The 20797-nt window shown below is 40.8% G+C and carries 17 protein-coding genes; 13 read left to right on the forward strand and 4 right to left on the reverse strand.

Annotated elements, in window-relative coordinates; all coding sequences use genetic code 11:
• Positions 1–13 precede the first annotated feature (13 nt).
• From DX873_RS08145 to rodA, 5 genes are all read left to right on the forward strand, one after another.
• Positions 14–1042, forward strand: a complete 1029-nt coding sequence (locus DX873_RS08145; RefSeq protein ID WP_116183969.1) for a rod shape-determining protein — start codon at positions 14–16, stop codon at positions 1040–1042.
• A 66-nt stretch (positions 1043–1108) separates the two neighbouring features.
• Entirely contained in the window at positions 1109–1924 is an 816-nt protein-coding gene (gene mreC / locus DX873_RS08150) for a rod shape-determining protein MreC (RefSeq protein WP_116183970.1), read from the forward strand.
• Positions 1917–2423: a rod shape-determining protein MreD gene (locus tag DX873_RS08155; RefSeq protein ID WP_116183971.1), complete on the forward strand. Its 507-nt coding sequence runs from the start codon at positions 1917–1919 to the stop codon at positions 2421–2423. The genes mreC and DX873_RS08155 overlap by 8 nt, the downstream gene beginning before the upstream one ends.
• Positions 2424–2476: 53 nt before the next feature.
• The gene (locus DX873_RS08160) at positions 2477–4345 is read left to right on the forward strand and encodes a peptidoglycan D,D-transpeptidase FtsI family protein (RefSeq protein WP_116183972.1); all 1869 of its coding nucleotides are present in this window, start codon (positions 2477–2479) and stop codon (positions 4343–4345) included.
• Entirely contained in the window at positions 4335–5618 is a 1284-nt protein-coding gene (gene rodA / locus DX873_RS08165) for a rod shape-determining protein RodA (protein WP_116184836.1), read from the forward strand. The genes DX873_RS08160 and rodA overlap by 11 nt, the downstream gene beginning before the upstream one ends.
• On the opposite strand, the gene DX873_RS08170 is transcribed toward rodA, so the two are convergent.
• Together DX873_RS08170 and DX873_RS08175 are read right to left on the reverse strand one after the other, a co-directional pair.
• On the reverse strand, positions 5615–6415 hold the full coding sequence (locus DX873_RS08170; protein ID WP_116183973.1) for a DNA/RNA non-specific endonuclease: 801 nt from the start codon (positions 6413–6415) through the stop codon (positions 5615–5617). The genes rodA and DX873_RS08170 overlap by 4 nt on opposite strands.
• Before the next feature lie 85 nt (positions 6416–6500).
• Complete coding sequence (locus tag DX873_RS08175) at positions 6501–8675, reverse strand: carboxy terminal-processing peptidase (protein ID WP_116184837.1); 2175 nt, start codon at positions 8673–8675, stop codon at positions 6501–6503.
• Positions 8676–8879: 204 nt separating this feature from the next.
• Between DX873_RS08175 and surE the strand changes: the two genes are divergently transcribed.
• The 5 genes from surE to DX873_RS08200 all read left to right on the forward strand — a co-directional run bounded on the left by surE (position 8880) and on the right by DX873_RS08200 (position 13689).
• The gene (surE, locus tag DX873_RS08180) at positions 8880–9650 is read left to right on the forward strand and encodes a 5'/3'-nucleotidase SurE (RefSeq protein WP_116183974.1); all 771 of its coding nucleotides are present in this window, start codon (positions 8880–8882) and stop codon (positions 9648–9650) included.
• Positions 9650–9937, forward strand: coding sequence for a hypothetical protein (locus tag DX873_RS08185; RefSeq protein ID WP_116183975.1), 288 nt, complete (start codon positions 9650–9652; stop codon positions 9935–9937). The genes surE and DX873_RS08185 overlap by 1 nt, the downstream gene beginning before the upstream one ends.
• Before the next feature lie 42 nt (positions 9938–9979).
• A complete protein-coding gene (lpxB, locus tag DX873_RS08190; RefSeq protein ID WP_116183976.1) occupies positions 9980–11089 on the forward strand; it encodes a lipid-A-disaccharide synthase in 1110 nt (369 codons plus the stop codon).
• 33 nt (positions 11090–11122) lie between these two features.
• Entirely contained in the window at positions 11123–11665 is a 543-nt protein-coding gene (locus DX873_RS08195; RefSeq protein WP_116183977.1) for a C40 family peptidase, read from the forward strand.
• Between the two features lie 98 nt (positions 11666–11763).
• Entirely contained in the window at positions 11764–13689 is a 1926-nt protein-coding gene (locus DX873_RS08200; protein WP_232520880.1) for a ComEC/Rec2 family competence protein, read from the forward strand.
• Here the strand turns inward: DX873_RS08200 and DX873_RS08205 are convergent.
• Positions 13686–15218 (reverse strand): peptide MFS transporter, encoded by a 1533-nt coding sequence (locus tag DX873_RS08205; RefSeq protein ID WP_116183978.1) that lies wholly within the window; start codon positions 15216–15218, stop codon positions 13686–13688. The two genes, DX873_RS08200 and DX873_RS08205, sit on opposite strands and share 4 nt — an antisense overlap.
• 17 nt (positions 15219–15235) lie before the next feature.
• Complete coding sequence (locus DX873_RS08210; RefSeq protein ID WP_116183979.1) at positions 15236–17434, reverse strand: S9 family peptidase; 2199 nt, start codon at positions 17432–17434, stop codon at positions 15236–15238.
• 176 nt (positions 17435–17610) lie between these two features.
• Between DX873_RS08210 and DX873_RS08215 the strand changes: the two genes are divergently transcribed.
• From DX873_RS08215 to DX873_RS08225, 3 genes are all read left to right on the forward strand, one after another.
• Positions 17611–18927: a hydroxymethylglutaryl-CoA reductase, degradative gene (locus DX873_RS08215; RefSeq protein WP_116183980.1), complete on the forward strand. Its 1317-nt coding sequence runs from the start codon at positions 17611–17613 to the stop codon at positions 18925–18927.
• The gene (locus DX873_RS08220) at positions 18927–19853 is read left to right on the forward strand and encodes a GYDIA family GHMP kinase (protein WP_116183981.1); all 927 of its coding nucleotides are present in this window, start codon (positions 18927–18929) and stop codon (positions 19851–19853) included. The genes DX873_RS08215 and DX873_RS08220 overlap by 1 nt, the downstream gene beginning before the upstream one ends.
• Positions 19854–20038: 185 nt before the next feature.
• Complete coding sequence (locus DX873_RS08225; protein ID WP_181899454.1) at positions 20039–20725, forward strand: helix-turn-helix domain-containing protein; 687 nt, start codon at positions 20039–20041, stop codon at positions 20723–20725.
• Positions 20726–20797 lie beyond the last annotated feature (72 nt).

The following is a 20797-nucleotide window of genomic DNA, read 5'->3' on the forward strand; positions in this document are numbered from 1 at the left end:
ACTTGAGCTTTCTATGGGATTTTTTGATTTTATGACGGAGGAAGTTGCGATTGACCTGGGCACCGCAAATACATTGATCATTCATTTGGACAAGGTTGTGGTGGACAGCCCTTCTATTGTTGCTAGGGACCGTATATCGGGGAAAATCATTGCTGTGGGCCGAGAAGCCAATATGATGCAGGGCAAAACCCATGAAAACATCAAGACCATTAGACCATTGAAAGATGGGGTTATTGCCGATTTTGATGCTTCGGAGAAAATGATCAACATGTTCATCAAGAACATACCGGCATTAAAGAAAAAATGGTTTCCCCCTGCGTTAAGAATGGTTATCTGTATACCTTCCGGAATTACTGAAGTTGAAATGCGCGCCGTTCGGGAATCCGCGGAGCGGGTAAACGGAAAGGAAGTATACCTTATCCACGAGCCTATGGCCGCTGCCATTGGTATTGGATTAGACATTATGCAGCCCAAAGGAAATATGATTGTGGACATAGGGGGTGGTACCACGGAAATTGCCGTGATTGCATTGGGTGGAATTGTTTGTGACAAGTCAGTGAAAATTGCAGGGGACGTATTCACAAATGACATCATTTACTACATGCGCACCCAGCACAACCTTTATGTTGGTGAAAGTACTGCGGAAGCAATAAAAATTGAAATTGGATCGGCCACCGAAGATTTAAAATCCCCGCCAGAGGACAAATCAATTCAAGGAAGGGATTTATTAACTGGAAAACCAAAACAGGTACAAGTTTCCTATAGAGAGATTGCCAAAGCATTGGACAAAAGTATTCTGCGGGTAGAAGATGCCGTAATGGAAACTCTTTCACAAACTCCTCCAGAATTGGCAGCCGATATTTACAACACCGGAATTTATCTAGCAGGTGGAGGATCTATGCTCAGAGGACTGGATAGAAGGCTTTCGCAAAAAACGGACCTACCCGTTTACATTGCAGAAGACCCATTGCGTGCCGTAGTACGTGGTACGGGTATAGCACTCAAAAATTTAGAACGTTACAAGAGCATATTAATCAAATAGGGCGGTTTAGATAACTAAATTGTCCGAGGAATAGCGTTCAAACTTTCTTAACTAGACTCAGATTGCATGCAACGCATCATCAATTTTATCCTTCGCTATAGAAATGCCTTTCTTTATGGGTTTCTTACGTTTGTATCATTGGTGATTACGGTTAGGTCTCACTCGTACCATCAGTCCAAATTCTTCAACTCTTCCAAATGGCTTACGGGTAATGTTTATAACCTGAGCGCCAATGTTTCTTCCTATTTTGGACTTCGTGAAGAAAATACGCGACTAGTCCAAGAAAATGAACGATTGCGAAAAATGCTCTTTAACAGCAACGTTGACGGTCCAGAAAGTATTGACACACTCTCTCTAAACTACGAGGTAATGAGTGCCAACCTAATTAAAAATAGTTTTGCCTCGCCTAGAAACTACATTACCATTGACAAAGGAGAAAAACATGGGGTGACCCAAGATATGGGAGTGATCACAACCAAAGGGATTTTAGGAATTGTAGAGAATACTTCAAACAATTTTGCTACCGTACAAAGTGTGCTGAATACCAAGTCGAACATCAATGCCAAAATAAAGAACACCAATTATTTTGGGTCCCTTGTATGGAACTCCGAAGATTATACGGTGGTGCAGTTGGTGGATATTCCCAGATTGGTGCCTTTGGTTGTTGGAGACACCATAGTAACCGGGGCCATGTCCAGTATTTTTCCCGAAAATATCCCTATTGGTGTCATCAAAAAATATGATCTAAATACATCTAGAAGTTTTTATAATATAGATGTGGAGCTGTTCAATGACATGGCCAATATTAAGAACGTGTATTTGATCATGAATAAGAACAAAGAAGAAATCGAAGCTCTGGAAGCGACAACCGCCAATGAATAGTGTAATATTTCTTAACGGTTTTAGGTTTATACTGTTGATCTTGGCTCAGGTCCTGATTTTCAACACGCTTAATTTCATGGGATTCATTAATCCCCTGGTCTATGTCATCTTTTTTTACTGGTACCCCATTAAAGCAAACCGAGCAATATTTATTTTGGTTTCCTTCATATTAGGGCTCACCATTGATATTTTTTCCGACACACTGGCCCTACATACGGTCGCATCACTTACCGTAGCCTATACCAGACCTCTGTTGATGCGGTTCTGTTTTGGGGTCAACTACGAGTTTCAAAATTTCAGTTTTAAGAATACAACACCAATACAGAGACTTACATTTCTTGGTCTGTTGGTTTTTGTTCACCAGGTTGTTTTCTTCTCTTTGGAGATATTGAGCATATCCCACTTCGTCTTAATTTTGAAAAAAGTATTTGCCACAGGTATTGTAACTTTGGTATTATGTGCACTGTTCAGTTCGCTTTTTAGCCCTAGAAGCGAATAAAAAAAGTGTTGTTTCGTTAAAACATAACAGGGTATGCATTAATTTGTCTGTTGATGAAAAAATTACTTTTATCTTCTGTCATCATCATTATAGGATTCACCTTCATTGGGAGGCTGTCCTATTTGCAGCTTTTTCGCTTTTCCCCTGACCAAACATTGGAAGATCCAGCAATCAAAGCCATTTATGATTATCCTGAAAGGGGCTATATATACGATCGTAACGGAGAGCTTCTTGTGGGGAATCAAGCCGCTTATGATGTAATGGTAATTCCCAGGGAGGTAAAACCGTTGGATACCTTGGAATTTTGTGGACTACTTGGTATAGACAAGCCCACATTCCTTCAAAAAATGAAAAGGGCACGAACCTATTCCCCAAGACTACCTTCCGTTCTGGTTCCCCAACTATCCAAAGAAGATTATGCCAGACTTCAGGAAAAAATGAGGCATTTTAAAGGATTCTATATTCAAAAGAGGTCCTTACGATATTATGCAACCAACAGTGCCGCCAATGTATTGGGTTACATTAGTGAGGTTGGAGAATGGGATTTGAAAAACAATCCATACTATAGGGCCGGTGAGCTAAAGGGCCGTACAGGGATTGAACAACAATATGAAGAGGTCCTTAGAGGACGTAAAGGGGTTAAGTTCATTCAAAAGGACCGTTTTAATAGAGATATAGGACCCTACAAGGATGGTAAGCTGGACACTTTGCCAGAACAGGGAAAAGAAATTCACATTACACTGGACAAAGCCCTTCAAGAGTATGGAGAACGATTAATGCAAGGTAAACGTGGTGGTATTGTGGCTTTGGACCCAAAATCTGGTGAGATTCTGGCCATGATATCTGGACCCACGTACGATCCTGCTCTTCTGGTAGGAAGGGAACGTTCAAAAAACTACAACAAACTTCATTACGATACCATCTCCAAGCCCACTTGGGACCGCTCTATTTTGGCAGAACCCTCTCCTGGATCACCTTTTAAGACCCTCAATGCCCTCGTTGGGCTACAGGAAGGAGTTATTGACCCTACCACAAAATTCCGTTGCTATAATGGTTTTTATGTGGGCAACGTCAAAAGAGGATGTCATTGTGGTGGTGGCGTGCGAGATATGAACTCTGGAATATATCAGTCCTGCAATGCCTATTTTGCCGGGACTTTTAGAAAAATCTACGGTAAATACGCCACAACGGATGAAGGCATGGATGTGTGGGAAAAACATATGAGAAGTTTTGGCCTAGGTGGTTATTTGGGTACCGACCTCCCTACCGGAAGACCTGGAAGGATTCCAAATAAAGCCTATTATGATAGAGCTTACGGAGATAACCGATGGGCCTCTTCATTTATTATTTCCAATTCCATAGGTCAAGGGGAAGTTGCTGCCACTCCTCTACAGCTGGCCAACATGACGGCAGCAATAGCCAACCATGGCTATTTTTACACACCACATGTTATCAAAAACATAGGAAACACCGGTGGGATTGATCCAAAGTATACGGAACCCCATTATACCACTATCGACAGAAAGCATTTTGAACCTGTAATCCAAGGTATGGCCAACGTATACAAATATGGTACGGCAAAATGGATTCAGATTCCAGGGGTTGAAATAGCTGGTAAAACAGGTACGGTTGAGAATTTCGTCAGGGTCAACGGGGAGCGAATGCAACTTACAGATCACTCAATCTTTGTGGCTTTTGCACCCATCGAAAACCCCCAAATTGCCCTGGCCGTTTATATTGAAAATGGTTACTATGGCGCTCGATATGCGGGGCATATTGCTTCACTCTTGATCGAGAAATACATTAAAGGTGAGATTACAAGAAAAGATTTGGAAAAGCGCATGCTAGAGAAAACCTTGGAGCACGAGTATGCCAAGCCATACAGTGGAGAACCATTCAAGATAAATGAATATGTCTGGTAGAGGGCTTTTTGGCAGATTAGACTGGCTGACCGTTTTTCTCTATCTCCTACTTGTGCTCATAGGCTGGGTAAATATTTATTCTACCACGCTAAGTGATCCCAACGTTTCCATATTCGATTTTTCAACGCTATATGGCAAACAGCTCTTTTTTGCTGGGCTTGCCCTTCTGGGCGTAATCTTGGTCCTTTTTATTGAAACCAACTTTTTTGAAAGGTTTGCTTCTATCTTTTATATCATCTGCATGGTTTTATTGCTGGGGCTTTTTGTTTTTGGAAAGACCATTGCCGGAGCAACTTCATGGTACGACCTAGGCTTTTTTAATCTACAGCCTTCAGAGTTGGCAAAGGTGGCCACTGCTCTAGCCCTTGCAAAGTTTTTAAGTGATATCCAGACGGACCTTAAACTCTGGAAGCATCAGCTATATGCTTTGATCATTATTCTGGTCCCGGTTCTCTTGATTCTCCCCCAACCGGACCCGGGGAGTGCCTTGATCTACTTTTCACTGTTCTTTGTTCTCTTTAGAGAAGGTTTTCCTTTGTTTTACTTAGGAATCTTATTGTTTATAATCGTATTATTTGCCACTACTTTGATGTTTGGGACCGTTTGGGTGGCCATAGGGTTGGTTATTCTTACCGTTTTGGTCTACACTTTTAAAAAAGCTTCCCTAAAGATTCCATTAATTCCGGTGATAGGTACCATCATACTCTCGGTATTATTTTCCCTGTCTGTAAACTTTGTTTATGAAAACGTTTTTGAACAACGCCACAGAGATCGTTTTGCATTGTGGTTGGGGCTGGAAAAAGATGAGAGCAAGCTGGAAGAAATCAGAAAGACCATTGGCTATAACACCTATCAATCTGAAAAAGCCATTGAATCTGGCGGTTTTTTTGGAAAAGGATTTCTTGAAGGTACCAGAACAAAGGGAGATTTTGTTCCTGAACAACATACAGATTATATCTTTAGTTCTGTAGGCGAGGAATGGGGTTTTATGGGAACCGTCTCGGTAATTTTACTTTTTACCATCTTCTTTCTTCGTCTTGTGCAACTTGCCGAAAGACAAAAAAATGGTTTTAACCGAATGTATGGTTATGGAGTTATTTCCATTTTAGTGTTCCATTATTTCATCAACATTGGAATGGTCATCGGTCTATTGCCTACCATTGGGGTGCCCTTACCATTTTTTAGCTATGGTGGTTCTGGACTTATCTTTTTTACTATGCTGCTTTTTATTTTTTTGAAGCTCGATTCCAACCGTTTAAAGGATGGGGTTTAGAACTTCCAACCATCTATATCAATACCAGATTCAAGTTTTTCCTGTGATGTTTGAGGTAGTTTGTGAAAGAAGTCGATACCTGTTCTGCGCTCAATTTCATCCACCGAAACCAAAAAGCTTTTTATGGGGAGTTGTGTTTCTTTATTGGGAATTAGAAATGCCACCGTTTTAAAAGAGTCATCTTTCTTAAGCAAAACCACCTTATAAAAAGCATCTGGAACATCTACATCCTCCTCTCCTATTTCCTCCAATCCGTTTTCCAGAACACCTCCGGTCACCACAACCAAATCGCCATACCTTTTGCACCAGTAGCGGACCTGTTGTTCCAAGCTGTTCCAAATCCCAGCATTGAACTCCCTGTTCTGCGGGCTAATGTTACTTGTATAAAAAGTTTCATTGTAGGCCTGTTCAGAAAACCTCCTGTCTCCCGCTGGGCAAAGGTGCCCCCGGTCGTAACCAGAACCTTTATAGTTTCTCCAATCTGCTGATTTGGTCTTGATCTTCGGGTCTTCAATAAAATAAGGTCTGTTTCTGTCGTCTTGGGTAAGGTGATTTCTTTCCAATTTATAGGCCACCCATTCAGCTTGTTCATGTGTTTCACTATAGGAAAGTGTAAAATATTCGTGCTTCACAATGGTTCCGGTAGTAGTGCTAGGTAATAACTCATTTCGCACACGATTGGAAGGGTCGCTGGAGCCAGATTTGGAATAGGTTGCCGGGGTATAAAAGTTTTCAAAAATCCAGAATCCAATAACGCATAGAATAAAAAGGAGGGTATATAGGGTTTTGTTTTTCACAAATAACGGATTTGGGCAAAACTAAGGACTCTCAAACAAAAAAAACCAACCTAAAGGTTGGCTTTTATATATTTTAGAAAGTGGTTTATCCTTTTACACTGGCCAATTTTCGCTCTCCTCCCTTGATGTTGTTAAGCTGAAGGTCGCGAAGTACGTTTACAGCTTCCTCAACATAGATATCCCTTGCTAGGTCCTTGTGCCACCTGTCTCTTTTTTCTCTGAGGATGGAGTCCTGGGTGAATAACTCGGTTTCATATTTTAACGACTGAAAGGTAAGCTTTGAGTCATATTCCCGTAGACTATTGAATTTTTCTGAACGTGTTTTTGCCTCTTCTCCTTTTTTGACATAGGAATCATAATTCAAGGAAATCAAGGTCTCATCCTGTTGCTCTTTCAGCCATTTAGCATTTTCTTCAATCAATTTAATCTGTGCATTGTTGGCCATTCGTTTTTTGCTGTTGGCCACTGTGGTTTCAAAATCGATGTAACCATCCCACACTTGGTAATCAGCAGGGGTAATCTTGTCCCACCCCAAAGGATTTTCCTGATCACGTTCTCCCAAATCGATATAGCTGTATCTATCTGGAACAACAATGTCACTTTTTACACCTTCTAATTGGGTGGAACCTCCATTGATCCTATAGAATTTTTGGGTAGTAAGCTTGATGGCTCCTAAATCACCGTGCTCATTGCTTCTAACAATATTGTCCAAAGGAATTACATTTTGAACGGTTCCCTTTCCAAAAGTCTGCTTACTGCCAATTACTACAGCTCTTTTATAATCCTGCATCGCCGCCGCCAAAATCTCGGAGGCAGATGCTGATAGTTCATTTACCAAGATCACCAATGGGCCATCCCACTGAATACGCTCATCTTTATCTTCGTGGACTTCTTTGCGCTGCCCTGATGAACGCACCTGGACAATTGGACCATCTTTGATGAACAATCCGGCCATTTCAACCACAGTCTTCAAAGAACCGCCGCCGTTATCCCTAAGATCGAGCACAATACCTTCTACACCTTCTTCCTTAAGACGTTCTACTTCTTTGGCTACATCTGTTGCTGCATTTCGCTCCGTGTAGTCTTCAAAATCCACATAGAACTTGGGTAGATTGATCAATCCGTACTTGTTGGTCTCTTTTTGGATCGTAGCGGATTTTGCATACGATTCTTCCAATTCAACCACATCCCGGGTTATGGAAACTTCCTCAATGGTGCCATCCACCTTACGCACGGTAAGGTCTACCACAGTACCTTTTGGTCCTTTGATCAATTTAATGGCATCATCCAGTCGCATACCCACAATATCTGTAGGCTCTTCTCCATCTTGACCAACTTTTAATATTTCGTCCCCAACCTCGAGAGTTTGCTCTCTCCAGATAGGTCCGCCTGATATGATTTCTACAATTTTTGCGCCTTCTGGTCTTTTCTGCAATCGGGCACCAATACCTTCAAACTTACCTGACATCCCGATGTCAAATTTTTCTTTGTCATCTGGTGCAAAATAAAAGGTGTGTGGATCAAATTCGTCCACTATGGTATTGATGTACTGTACAAACCAATCTTCACGTTCTAGGTCGTCAACAAAATCAAAGAATTCATCCAAAGTGTTCTTTGTGTTGTCCCTGGCTTCTTCTTCGGTCAAAGCTTTGTCTACATTCGTGGGAATTGTATTGAATGTATAGGCTTGAGAAGCAATTTCATCACCTACAGATTGTTCTATTTCCACAATCCTGTTTTCTACCTTGTTCTCAAAAACAGCAAGTGTATTGTATTTTAACTGCTTTCTCCAACGTTCTTTAAGTTGTTTTTTGTTGGAAGCAAATTCTTGTTCTTTATAGTCAATATTGATGGTTTCATCCAAAGTATAATTAAAGGGCTCAACCAATACTTCCCTATAAATTTCCTTGGCCTCATCCATACGTTTCATCAAACGTTGGTATACCACATTAAAAAAGTTGATCTCAGTGTTTCTGATCTCATCATCGATCATAAACCTGTATTTTTCAAACTCTCGAATATCACTTTGAAGGAAATATCTCTTGGTAGGATCAAGGATGTCTATGAAGTCATCGAATACGTTGGAGCTAAAAGTATCGTTTAGGTCTTTTGGTTCATAATGTCCCCGTTCCAACACGTAGGTAATCAGGTCCAACAACAATTTATCCTTGTCATTGCTTTCAAAAGATTTGTTGGTAAAGCTACAAGAGGCAACCGCAAAAAGGATTACCAATAGTGCCCAGATAAAGTTCTTTTTCATAATCTGTTTTTTTCTTGAGCGAAACAATTTGACAAAAAAAATCATCAAATTGATGGTCTGCCATCCATCATTTCAGGTTTTATGGATTACCTAAGATACTGAAAAAACCGTGCCAGCACTGTCTGTGGCATTTAATTTTTTGTTAAACCACCCAAGTTCCATATCCTTATGAAAAACGTATTTTTACGGCATTAATTATATAAAATGAAAAAACCACTGATCCTGGTAACCAATGATGACGGTATAACCGCTCCTGGACTTAGGGCTTTGATACAAGTGATGAAGGAACTCGGAGATGTGGTAGTAGTGGCTCCAGACAGTCCCCAATCTGGTATGGGACATGCCATTACCGTTGATAGCACCTTGTTTTCGAAAAAAGTTGTGATTGACCAAAAAGAAGGAGCTCCCACCGAATATAGTTGTAGTGGAACCCCTGCGGACTGTGTCAAATTGGCGCTTCGTGTTATTTTGGACCGAAAGCCAGATATCTGTGTGAGCGGGATCAATCATGGTTCAAATTCGTCCATCAATGTAATTTATTCAGGTACCATGAGCGCCGCCATTGAAGCAGGCATAGAAGGTATTCCCGCCATAGGGTTTTCGCTATGCGATTATTCCTGGGAGGCCAACTTTAAACCATCTTTGTCCGCTGTAAAAAAAATAGTTCGGGAAGCGTTGACCCACGGTATTCCAAAGGGTACAGTACTTAATGTGAACATTCCCAAAACTGAGGATGAACCCAAAGGAATTAAAATTTGCAGGCAGGCAAGGGGCAACTGGAAGGAGAAATTTGATAAAAGGACCAGTCCCTCTGGAAAGAACTACTATTGGTTAACTGGAGAATTTGAACTTTTGGACAAAGGAGAGGACACCGATGAATGGGCATTGGCGCAGGGCTATATTTCTGTGGTCCCAACTCAATTCGACTTAACGGCACACCATGCCATTCACCAAATCAATAATTGGAATTTTTGATGAACAGCAAAAAGGAAATAATAATCGGTTTTATCGTGGGCATCATTGCCAATACCTTTGGTACTTTGCTCTATATTCTATTGTTTTCCGATATGGGTATTCTGGAAACATTTGATGCTGCAATCAAACAAGGCCATTTGGGTAGCTTATTGGCCCTAGGTGCCATACTAAACCTGGTTGCCTTTTTTGGTTTCCTTCGGATAAAAAGAGAGCATAGGGCAAGGGGCGTAATGATAGCCACATTGCTGACCGCTTTGATCATATTGTTTTATAAGGTCTTTGGTTAAACCTAGAGATCCAATGACAGTTTTAGAATTTGATATTTTCGCATGAAGTACTACATCATAGCTGGCGAAGCTTCTGGAGACCTGCATGGCTCCAACCTCATTAAAGCTCTTAAAAAAGAGGATAAAGAGGCTCAAATTCGTTGTTGGGGAGGAGATTTAATGCAACAGGCAGGAGGTGAACTGGCCAAACACTACAAAGAAATGGCCTTTATGGGATTTTTGGAAGTCATCAAAAACATTCCCACCATCTTCAAAAACATAGCATTCTGCAAGGAAGATATCCAGAAATTCAATCCCGACCTGATCATTTTCATTGATTTCTCCGGATTTAACCTTCGTATTGCCAAATGGGCCAAGCAACAAGGGTTTAAGACCAACTACTACATCTCTCCACAGATCTGGGCTTCCCGCGAAGGCAGAATAAAAAAGATAAAGAGGGACATCGACAACATGTATGTGATTCTTCCTTTTGAGAAGGATTTTTACGAGAAAAAACATGATTATCCTGTACATTTTGTGGGCCACCCACTAATTGATGCCATTGAAAATACCACGATTGTAGAGGAGGCAGCATTCAGAAGCGAAAATAATCTGGATCCCACTAAACCAATTATTGCCCTTCTTCCTGGAAGCCGAAGGCAAGAAGTACAAAAGATGTTGGCGGTTATGCTGTCGGTGCAAGAAGATTTTTCCGAATATCAATTTGTGATAGCCGGAGCCCCAAGCCTACCCGATTCTTTTTACAAATCCTTTTTGAGCGGAAACGTAGGATTCGTTTCCAACCAAACCTACTCTTTATTGAAACACTCCCATGCCGCATTGGTCACCAGTGGAACGGCCACTTTGGAAACCGCTCTTTTTGAAATCCCTCAAGTGGTATGCTACAAAGGAAATTGGATTTCCTATCAAATCGCGAAGCGTATCATTACTTTGGATTTTATTTCGCTTGTGAACCTCATCATGGACAAAGAGGTGGTTAAAGAACTGATTCAGAATGAACTGACGACAGAGAATCTTAAAATAGAGTTGTCAAAAATAATTGAAGGAAAGGACAGGGAACGCATCTTGATGGATTACCAGGAACTCCGCAAAAAATTAGGCGGAAAAGGTGCCAGTCAATTGGCCGCTCAATTAATCGTTAAAAATGCTTAGATTTAGCTTCCAAGAATGCAATACTATTCTTGGATGTTACGCAAAACCATTTTCTTACTATTTCTTTCTGCCTTTGTGGCCTGTGGCCCCGGCAAAAGAAAACGCACCTACAGCAAGACCCGAACCATTACGGTAGAGGGGTCCACCGAAGACATTTCTTCCAGAAAATCCAAAAAGGAAGAACGAAAAAATACCAAGGCCGAGGCTATAATTACTACTGCCATGGGCTTTTCTGGCACCCGATATAAATACGGGGGCATTACAAAAAAGGGCATGGACTGCTCTGGTCTAATCTATGTTTCCTTAAAGGAAAACGACATTTTATTTCCTCGCACCTCCTATCTCATGGCCAACGAAGGTGAGCGAATAAAAGTGAGGCAGGTACAAAAGGGAGATCTTCTCTTTTTTAAGACCAGCAAGCGCGGAAACCGCATCAACCATGTAGGTTTGGTGGTGGATGTTAAGGGAGACGACATAAAATTTATTCACGCCACAACCTCCAGAGGCGTTCTAGTATCTTCCCTCCGGGAAGGGTATTGGAACTATGCCTTTGTTAAAGCCATGCGTATTCTTTAATGCGCGCCTTTAGCTTTGTGTCAATTCGGTTGACACTATGCCTAGTCACAGGCATTCTCTTGGGCTTCTATTTGGATATAGCCCCTTACACCCCTTTCATGGCCATATTGGCTTTGCTTCCCTTGTTGTATTGGTTCAAAAAGAAACAGCCGCGGGAAGGCTTTCCCTATTTTGAGATTGTCACTGTATTGGCCACCATTCTTGTAGGAGTTTTTGTGGTGGGTATGGATAGTTCCAAGGGATTGAAAAACCATTATTCCCATCATGATTTAGGGAAAGAAAGTTTGTGGAACTTAAAGGTTAGGGAGGTATTGAAGCCCAACTCTTTTTCCCAACGTTATGTGGTTCAGGTAATCTCTAGGGATAATGAAAAATGCAATGGAAAGATGGTTTTGAACCTTCCAATTGATTCCACTGGAACAAAATATCAGGTGGATGAAGAACTATATGTTTTTTCAAAACCTGAGGATATCAAACCTCCATTGAATCCACATCAGTTCAATTACAAAGATTTCCTAAAGAAACAGGGAATCTTCCATCAAATAAGGGTAAATCCCGAATCAGTTCTAGTCCATAACCATCACACATGGACTTTATTGGGTAAAGCTTCACGGGCTAGGGAACATATCATTTCAAAATTAAAGAGGGAGCACTTTGGAAAAGAGGAACTAGCCGTTATCCAGGCACTATTGTTAGGGCAAAGAGATGATATTTCAGAAAGCACTTATAACGACTACGCCAACGCCGGGGCCATACATATCCTTGCTGTATCTGGCTTGCATGTAGGCATCTTGCTACTTCTATTACAGTTCGTTTTATCCCCTTTGGAACGATTGCCTAAAGGCAACACCCTCAAATTGGTGCTTATTGTGTTATTGCTTTGGGGATACGCCTTTGTGGCAGGGCTCTCTCCTTCCATCATCCGAGCAGTAACCATGTTCTCTTTTTTGGCTTATGCCCTCTATCTGAATCGACCTACAAACTCGTTCAACATTGTTGCCCTGTCCATGTTCTTTATTCTTCTGGTAAAACCTTTGATGTTGTTCCAAGTAGGATTTCAGATGAGCTATGCCGCAGTTTTGGCCATTGTCTGGATCTATCCCAAACTTCAACGGTTCTGGCTACCTGAAAATTTTATCGTTCGAAAAACATGGCAATTACTCTCGGTAAGTGTTGCTGCGCAATTAGGGGTTTTGCCCATCAGTCTGTTCTATTTCCATCAATTTCCCGCACTTTTCTTTATCTCCAACCTTTTGGTTATTCCTTTTTTAGGTTTGATTTTGGGCTTTGGGGTTTTAACCATTGTGTTATCGCTTTTCAATTATCTCCCTTCCTTTTTGGTCACAGGATACAATTGGACCATCAAGACCATGAACTCGGTAATAGGTTGGTTCGCCCAACAAGAAGGTTTCATCATAAAAGATATTCCTTTTGATGCTTTTCAATTGATCCTTGGGTATCTGACCATAATTGCACTAGTTATTTTTCTCTCCAAACCAAAATGGAAGACTGCTTTAGTGTTGACTTTTGGGATTGTTGGCCTTCAAGTTTGGGGCATTTGGGGGCAAATACAGCTCACAAAGAGGGAAAGTCTTTTGTTGCTCCATAAATCCAGAAATACGGTTCTCCTACATCAAACAGGACGACATTTAGATGTTCATGCCAAAGACACTACAAATCTCAACCGTATTGTAAGGGATTATTCCATTGCGGAACGAATTCATTCCGCTTCCATCTCCGAACTGAAAAATAGCTATACGATTCATGGTAAATCATTGTATGTCATAGATAGCTTGAGTATCTATCCTGAAAACCAAAAACCCGATTTTTTACTGTTGACCCAATCGCCAAAAATTAACCTGGAGCGCTTACTGGATTCCATTCAACCCAAAATGGTCCTTGTGGATGGTAGCAACTACAAGAGTTATGTCTTTCGCTGGAAAAAGACCTGTACCCAAAAAGAAATCCCCTTTCACGATACGCGCGAAAAGGGATTTTATGTTTTTAGTTTGGAAAAAGATTAATGGACGTTGCCCATTAGTTTTTTCATTAGAGGCCCGAAAACCAAAACGATTACACCAGCCACTAAAGAATACTTAGCTATTAAGCTGAAGCCATCCAAATACACGTTCAAGGTGTCAAAACCACCCACATTGCTATCATCACTTTCAATGGCCAATTGTTTGGAGATAAACCCTACAATCTGGAAAGCATAGGCCGATGACAGAAACCAAACTCCCATCATAAAGGCCACAATGCGTTTTGGAGAAAGGTCCGTTATTTTGGAAAGTCCTACGGGAGACATGAACAGCTCTCCAACAGAAATCAAGAAATAAAGCAACAGCAAATAGGAAAAAGGCACCATTCCATTTTCATCTGCACTTCCACCACTTAAAGAAACCACGTAAAAGGCAAGGCCGGCAAAAATCAATCCCATACCAAATTTGTACGGTGTTCTGGGGTTTAACTTCTTCCTGGCCAATTTGGTCCACATAATGGATATTGGAATAGACAAAATAACGATGAACATAGAATTCAGCGCATTGGTCTGACTGGCATTGATCAAGGACAGATTTACATTTCTAGCCGCGAAAAGAGTAATCACACTTCCGTGAAGCTCGTGAAAACCCCAAAAAATGGTCATGAAGAACGTAATCAATAAGGCCATGAAAAGCTTTTTCCGTTCATCTGAAGTGGCCTTGATCATAATGGAGGCCATATAAACTATAACAGCTACACCAATCACATAAAACAGGAGATTGACAATATTGGTATCTTCAAAAGCAGTGCCCTCACCTCCTAATGATTTATAGGAATACAGCAAAAAAGCAATCAATGGAGCCGATAAAAAGGCCAATAATCTAACCAAATTATGCTGCGGAAGTCCCATGACTTTTTTCTCGTATACTTCCATACTCGGGGGTTTTCCTCCTTCTCCAAATACGTTCTTTTTTATTCCGCTCCAGAAGAACAAAAGTCCGGTTAACATTCCTATACCGGCCAATCCAAACCCGTAATGCCATCCATAGGTTTGACCCAACCAACCGCAAAGCAATGGGGAAATGAAGCCTCCAATATTTATTCCCATATAGAATATGGTAAACCCAGAGTCTTTTCTTGGATCGCCATCTTTATATAATGTCCCAACAAAGGTTGATATGTTAGGCTTAAAAAAACCGTTTCCTACAATAATGAAGGCCAAGGCCAAAAAGAAAGCGATATTGTTTTCGATCGCCAACACAAAATGGCCCAAGGCCATTAAAATACCTCCTAAAAATATGGAGGCCCGCATTCCTAAAATGGAATCGGATATTTTACCCCCTATTACCGTAGATGCATATACCAATGACCCATATGAGGCGTAAACTGCAGCAGCAGCATAATCCCTAGTAGACAGGGCCTCGAATATGACATTGACCATGTAGAGCGTGAGCAAGGCACGCATTCCATAGAAACTAAAACGCTCCCACAATTCGGCGAAAAAGAGGTAAAAGAGGCCTTGCGGGTGACCCAGAAGGGTCTTTTCGTTGGCAGGTTTTACAATATCTGACATATATTTTTAAAGTTTGGTTACAAATTTTCCTTGATGAAGTTGGTCATCTTCGTGAACAGGTGCAATCTGGTGTTGCCTCCATAAATGCCATGGTTTTTATCAGGATAAATAGCCCAGTCAAAAGGTTTATTGGCCTGTACCAAAGCTTCGATCATACGCATGGTGTTCTGTACGTGCACATTGTCATCCCCCGAACCGTGTACCAACAAGTATTTGCCTTTCAACAGTTCTGGATAATTAAACGGAGACTCATTATCATAGCCTTCTGGATTTTCCTGAGGGGTTCTCAAAAAACGCTCGGTGTAAATAGTATCGTAAAATCTCCACGAAGTTACCGGCGCCACGGCTATGGCCATTTCAAATGTATCATTTCCTTTGAGCAAGCAATTGGTACTCATGTGTCCACCAAAGCTCCATCCCCAAATTCCGGTTCTGTTTTCATCCACATAAGGTAGTTCACTCAATTTTTTGGCCGCCGCAATTTGGTCTTCCGTCTCATATTTGACCAAGTTGAGATAGGTCACTTTTTTAAAGTCTCTTCCTTTGTACCCAGTTCCACGGCCGTCTACACAAACCACAATATAACCTTCTGAAGCGAGCATTTCATGCCAATAATCATTACTCCCCAACCATCTGTTGGCAACCTGTTGCGACCCTGGCCCACTATACTGAAACATTAAAAGTGGGTATTTTTTATTAGGGTCAAAATCTTTTGGTTTCATCATCCACATGTTCAGATCATTTCCATTGATGTTGATGGTGGAGAATTCCTTCGGAACTATGTCGTACCCTTCCAATTTGTTCAACAGGGCACTATTGTCCTTGATCAACCTTCCTTTGGAAATCAATTCATTGTCCTCATTAAAATCCTTCATTCTTTTTCCCTTGGCAACCCTGTGCAAGGTAAATTCGTAAGGGGTAGTGGCATTTGAAAAGGTGTTGATATAGTAGGTATAATCGGCACTGAAAGCCGCTGAATTAGTTCCTGTTTTGTTGCTCAGCCTCTTTTTGTCCTTCCCAGAAGTTGAGATACTGTAAACATCTCTGTTAATAGAGCCATTTTCAACAGATTGATAGTAAATCTTATCATTGGACTGGTCGTATCCGTAGTACGAAGTAACCTCCCAAAGGCCCTTGGTAATCTGGGTTTTTAGCTTACCATCCTTTTTATGGAGGTACAAGTGATTGTACCCATCCATCTCACTGGTCCAAATAAAGCTATCATCTGACAGGAAGGTTAAATCATCATCAATATCCACATAGGCCTTGTCCTTTTCTTCCAATAGCAGTGATACGGTATTGTTCTTGGCATCAATAGAATGTAATTTTAAATGATTTTGATGTCTATTGATGGTCTGCACGCTCAAATGATCAGGACTGTTCATCCACTTAATTCTTGGGATGTAATAGGCATCACCCAAATTCACATCTGAGATGTTCCCTGAAGCCACATCCAACATATGCAAGGTTACTTTTGAGTTTTCTTCACCTGCCTTTGGATATTTAAACTCGTATTGATAAGGATAAAGATTCTGTCCGTAGATGTCCATTGAAAAATGGGGCACATTGGTCTCATCAAATCGTAAAAAGGCAATTTTGGTGCCATCACTGTTCCATTCAAATGCCCTTACAAATGCAAACTCTTCTTCATACACCCAATCTGTAACACCATTTATAATGGTCCCTTTGTTGCCATCTTGGGTCACCTGTTGGGTTGTTTGTGAAGCAACATCAAAAATGAAAAGATTATTTTCCAGCACATAGGCTACTTTGGTTCCATCTGGAGAAAGTAATGGTTCTTGTATTTTAATGTCCGATACCTTGGTGACGGACTTGGAAGCGACATCGTATACATAATAAATTCCCAGTCGAGAACGCCTAAATATGGGCTCAACTTCCGTGGCCAAGACTATCTTTGACTCATCTTCACTAAAAGTATAGGAAGTAAAAAATGGAATTTCATTCGAAGAGGCCACAATAGTCTCCACTTTTTCCAAGGATTCGTAATCGTATTTGTCCAAGCTACTGGAACGTGGTGAACGATTAAAATTAAGAATGGTGTATTGTTTCCCATCTTTCATGGACCTAAGCACGTCCATGTATTCTGTTCTAAATTCCCCTCCCCAAATTTCTTCAAGGGTCAATTTTTTCTTCTGGGCTATTGAAAGGGTCAAAAATCCGAAAATGGCAAGGAACAGGAGGAACTGTTTGTTCATGTATTAAAAAATTGATTAAAAACTGTCAAGTTTACTAATATTTATTCAAAAAATAAACTTTGATGTTACAATTGCAACAATAATTGGATCAGAAACCCGTGCCAAAATCACCATTGTTGATAGAGTTGATCCCAAAGTTCCATTATCCGTATATTTGAATCCTTTAACCAAGCACTATGAACACTCCCGTTGAAGGGTTTTCTAAACTTTCCAAAGAAGAGAAGATAGATTGGATCGCCAACAATTGTACCAAGGACCCCAAGGTCACAAAATTGCTGTTGGAACAGTATTGGAATCCTGACCCAGAGATTCAAAAAAAACACGATGAGTTCATAGAAAATACCATTTCCAATTACTATTTGCCGTTTGCTGTTGCCCCAAATTTTTTAATCAATGACAAGCTCTACGCCATTCCAATGGCCATTGAGGAGAGCTCTGTTGTGGCCGCGGCCAGCAAAGCTGCCAAATATTGGTTGCAGAGAGGCGGTTTCAAAGCTGAAGTTGTAGGGACTGAAAAAGTTGGGCAAGTTCATTTTATGTTCCATGGCGACACCAAAAAGCTCCAGAGGTTTTTTGACGACCTGAAACCTTCACTTCTAGAAAGCACCGCTTCGATTACGAAGAATATGGAAAAACGTGGTGGTGGGATCAAAAATATTGAGCTCCGGGATTTGAGTGACAAAGTAAAAGGCTACCATCAATTGCACTGCACTTTTGAGACCTTGGATGCCATGGGAGCCAATTTTATCAATTCCTGTTTAGAACAGTTCGCCAAAACGCTAAAGGAGAAAGCAAGTACCTGCGAAGATTTTACATCCAAAGAAAAGGATATTGAGGTGGTGATGAGCATTTTGTCCAATTACGTTCCCAATTGTTTGGTCAGGGCCGAGGTTAGCTGCCCCGTTTCCGCCTTGGACGAAGATGACCTTCCTGCTGATGTCTTTGCAGAAAAAATGGTACAGGCCGTTGAAATTGCCAAAGTAGAACCCTACAGGGCTGTAACCCACAACAAAGGGGTCATGAACGGAATTGATGCAGTAATTCTTGCAACCGGAAATGATTTTAGAGCTGTGGAAGCTGGGGTGCACGCGTATGCATCCAAACAGGGAAGCTATTCCAGCTTGACGCATGCCTCCATTGAAGATGGAGTTTTCAAATTCTGGATAGAGGTCCCTTTGGCCCTGGGTACTGTAGGGGGTTTGACCTCATTACATCCGCTGGTGAAATTGGCTTTGGAAATCCTTCAAAATCCATCCGCCAAAGAATTGATGCAAATTGTGGCCGTAGCTGGACTTGCGCAAAATTTTGCAGCACTTCGCTCCTTGGTTACCACAGGCATCCAAAAAGGACATATGAAAATGCATTTGCTGAACATGCTCAACCAAATGGGCGCTACGGAGAGTGAAAAGAAACAGCTGGTGCAGTACTTTAAGAACAATACAGTGACCAATGCATCGGTAAAGGAGGCCTTGCAAAAGATTCAATCGCAATAATGCAAAAAGAGTTTTACAGCAACGGTAAATTGCTGCTCTCTGGGGAGTATGCCATCTTAGATGGCGCTTTGGGGTTGGCCATTCCCACCAAATATGGACAATCTCTTAAAGTTTCTTCCAATTCCTCCAAAACTTTGCAATGGACAAGCCTTGATGAAAACAATCAGGTTTGGTTTCGTGGAGAGTTTGATTTGGAACATTTCGCGCCCCTATCTACTTCTAATCAGGAGGTATGCAAAACACTATCTGGTCTGTTGTTGCAGGCCAGAATTCAAAACCCCGATTTTCTTTTAAATCAACAAGGCATCCAGGTTGAAACCAAGCTTGATTTTCCAAGGGCTTGGGGCCTGGGTACGTCTTCCACCCTCATCAACAACTTGGCCCAATGGGCACAGGTGGATGCTTATCAGCTTTTATGGAACGCCTTTGGCGGAAGTGGTTATGACATTGCCTGTGCACAAAATGATACCCCAATTACCTATCAACTAAAAGATGGGGTTCCTTGTGTAGAAAACGTCCAGTTTACACCAGCATTTCGAGATTCTCTCTATTTTATCTATCTCAATCAAAAACAAAGCAGCAAGCAGGCCATTGCCAATTACAGAGCGCAAAAATTTGATAAGGCCGATTTGATAAAGCAAATATCTTCGATAACCCAGAAAATGATTTCGGTCTCTTCTTTGGGAGAGTTTGAAAATTTGATGGAAAAACACGAAGAACTGCTATCCAAAATTCTAGGTATTTCTACGGTTAAGTCCCAGATATTTCCGGATTACCCAGGAGCCATTAAAAGTCTAGGCGCATGGGGTGGGGATTTTGTAATGGCGACCTCTGAAAAGAATCCCGAGATATACTTTCAAAAAAAAGGGTTTCATACTGTGATTCCAATTTCAGAAATGCTATTGAATAACCCTCACGTTAATTAAGTATTTTTCAGCAATCCTTATTTCGACTTAAACCATACCTCCTAAATAGGTTTTTGTTTTCCTATGACAATGGGTAAAAAATTGTGATTTGACCTTCATACATAAATTCATATAGGGCATCCGTCAATTGAAATAGGCGGTCACTTATCCTTTTTTGCATTTTAATGACATTAAAGAGCCCTATTATGTCTTCTGAGAGTACCAGTTACTATTCCTCTCCTATTTTGGAGTTCCTGAATTCACTTTTACACTTTAAAAGGAAAAATGTTCTGAACAAATATAAACTGCTGTTACTTTTTTTGACTCTTTTTTGTAGTACAACCTTTATCATTCTCTATAGTTGGATGAAATCTGAAGGTGAAATTGATCTAACCTTAACCTGCACCCATATATTACAATTGCTTCTCTACGGTTTTGTTTTTTATCTATTGTTCAAGAAAACTGATATATTAAACAATGAACAAAATGATTTGGCATCTTCATCCAAAAAACATTCAAAATACGAGAAAACAGGTCTTTCAGAGGCTTTTTCCCAAGAGCTAAAAAGTAAGTTGGAGTATATGATGAATACCAAAAAATTATATCTGAAGCACAATCTTAAACTTGATGATATTGCCGAAGCCCTAGATGTTTCCAGGCATCATGCCTCTCAAGTAATAAATGCAAATTTCAGCATGAATTTTCATGACTTTATAAATTCGCATAGAATTGAAGATGCCAAAAACAAACTAAGTTCTGGTTTTGCTGATTCGTCAGATTCAATTTCAGATATTGCTTATCAATGTGGCTTCAACAATAGAGTTTCATTCTACAAGGCTTTTAGGAAGGTTACCCATAGTACTCCAACGGAATACATGGTAAAAACTACCTAATCTCATATTTTTCCATTAGAATTTTTTCTACCAACAGCTCAAAAGAGTTAGCTTTTCTATTGTATTCTTCTG

The organism is Flagellimonas nanhaiensis (assembly GCF_003382275.1).
In the GTDB taxonomy this organism is placed as follows: Bacteria; Bacteroidota; Bacteroidia; order Flavobacteriales; family Flavobacteriaceae; genus Flagellimonas; species Flagellimonas nanhaiensis.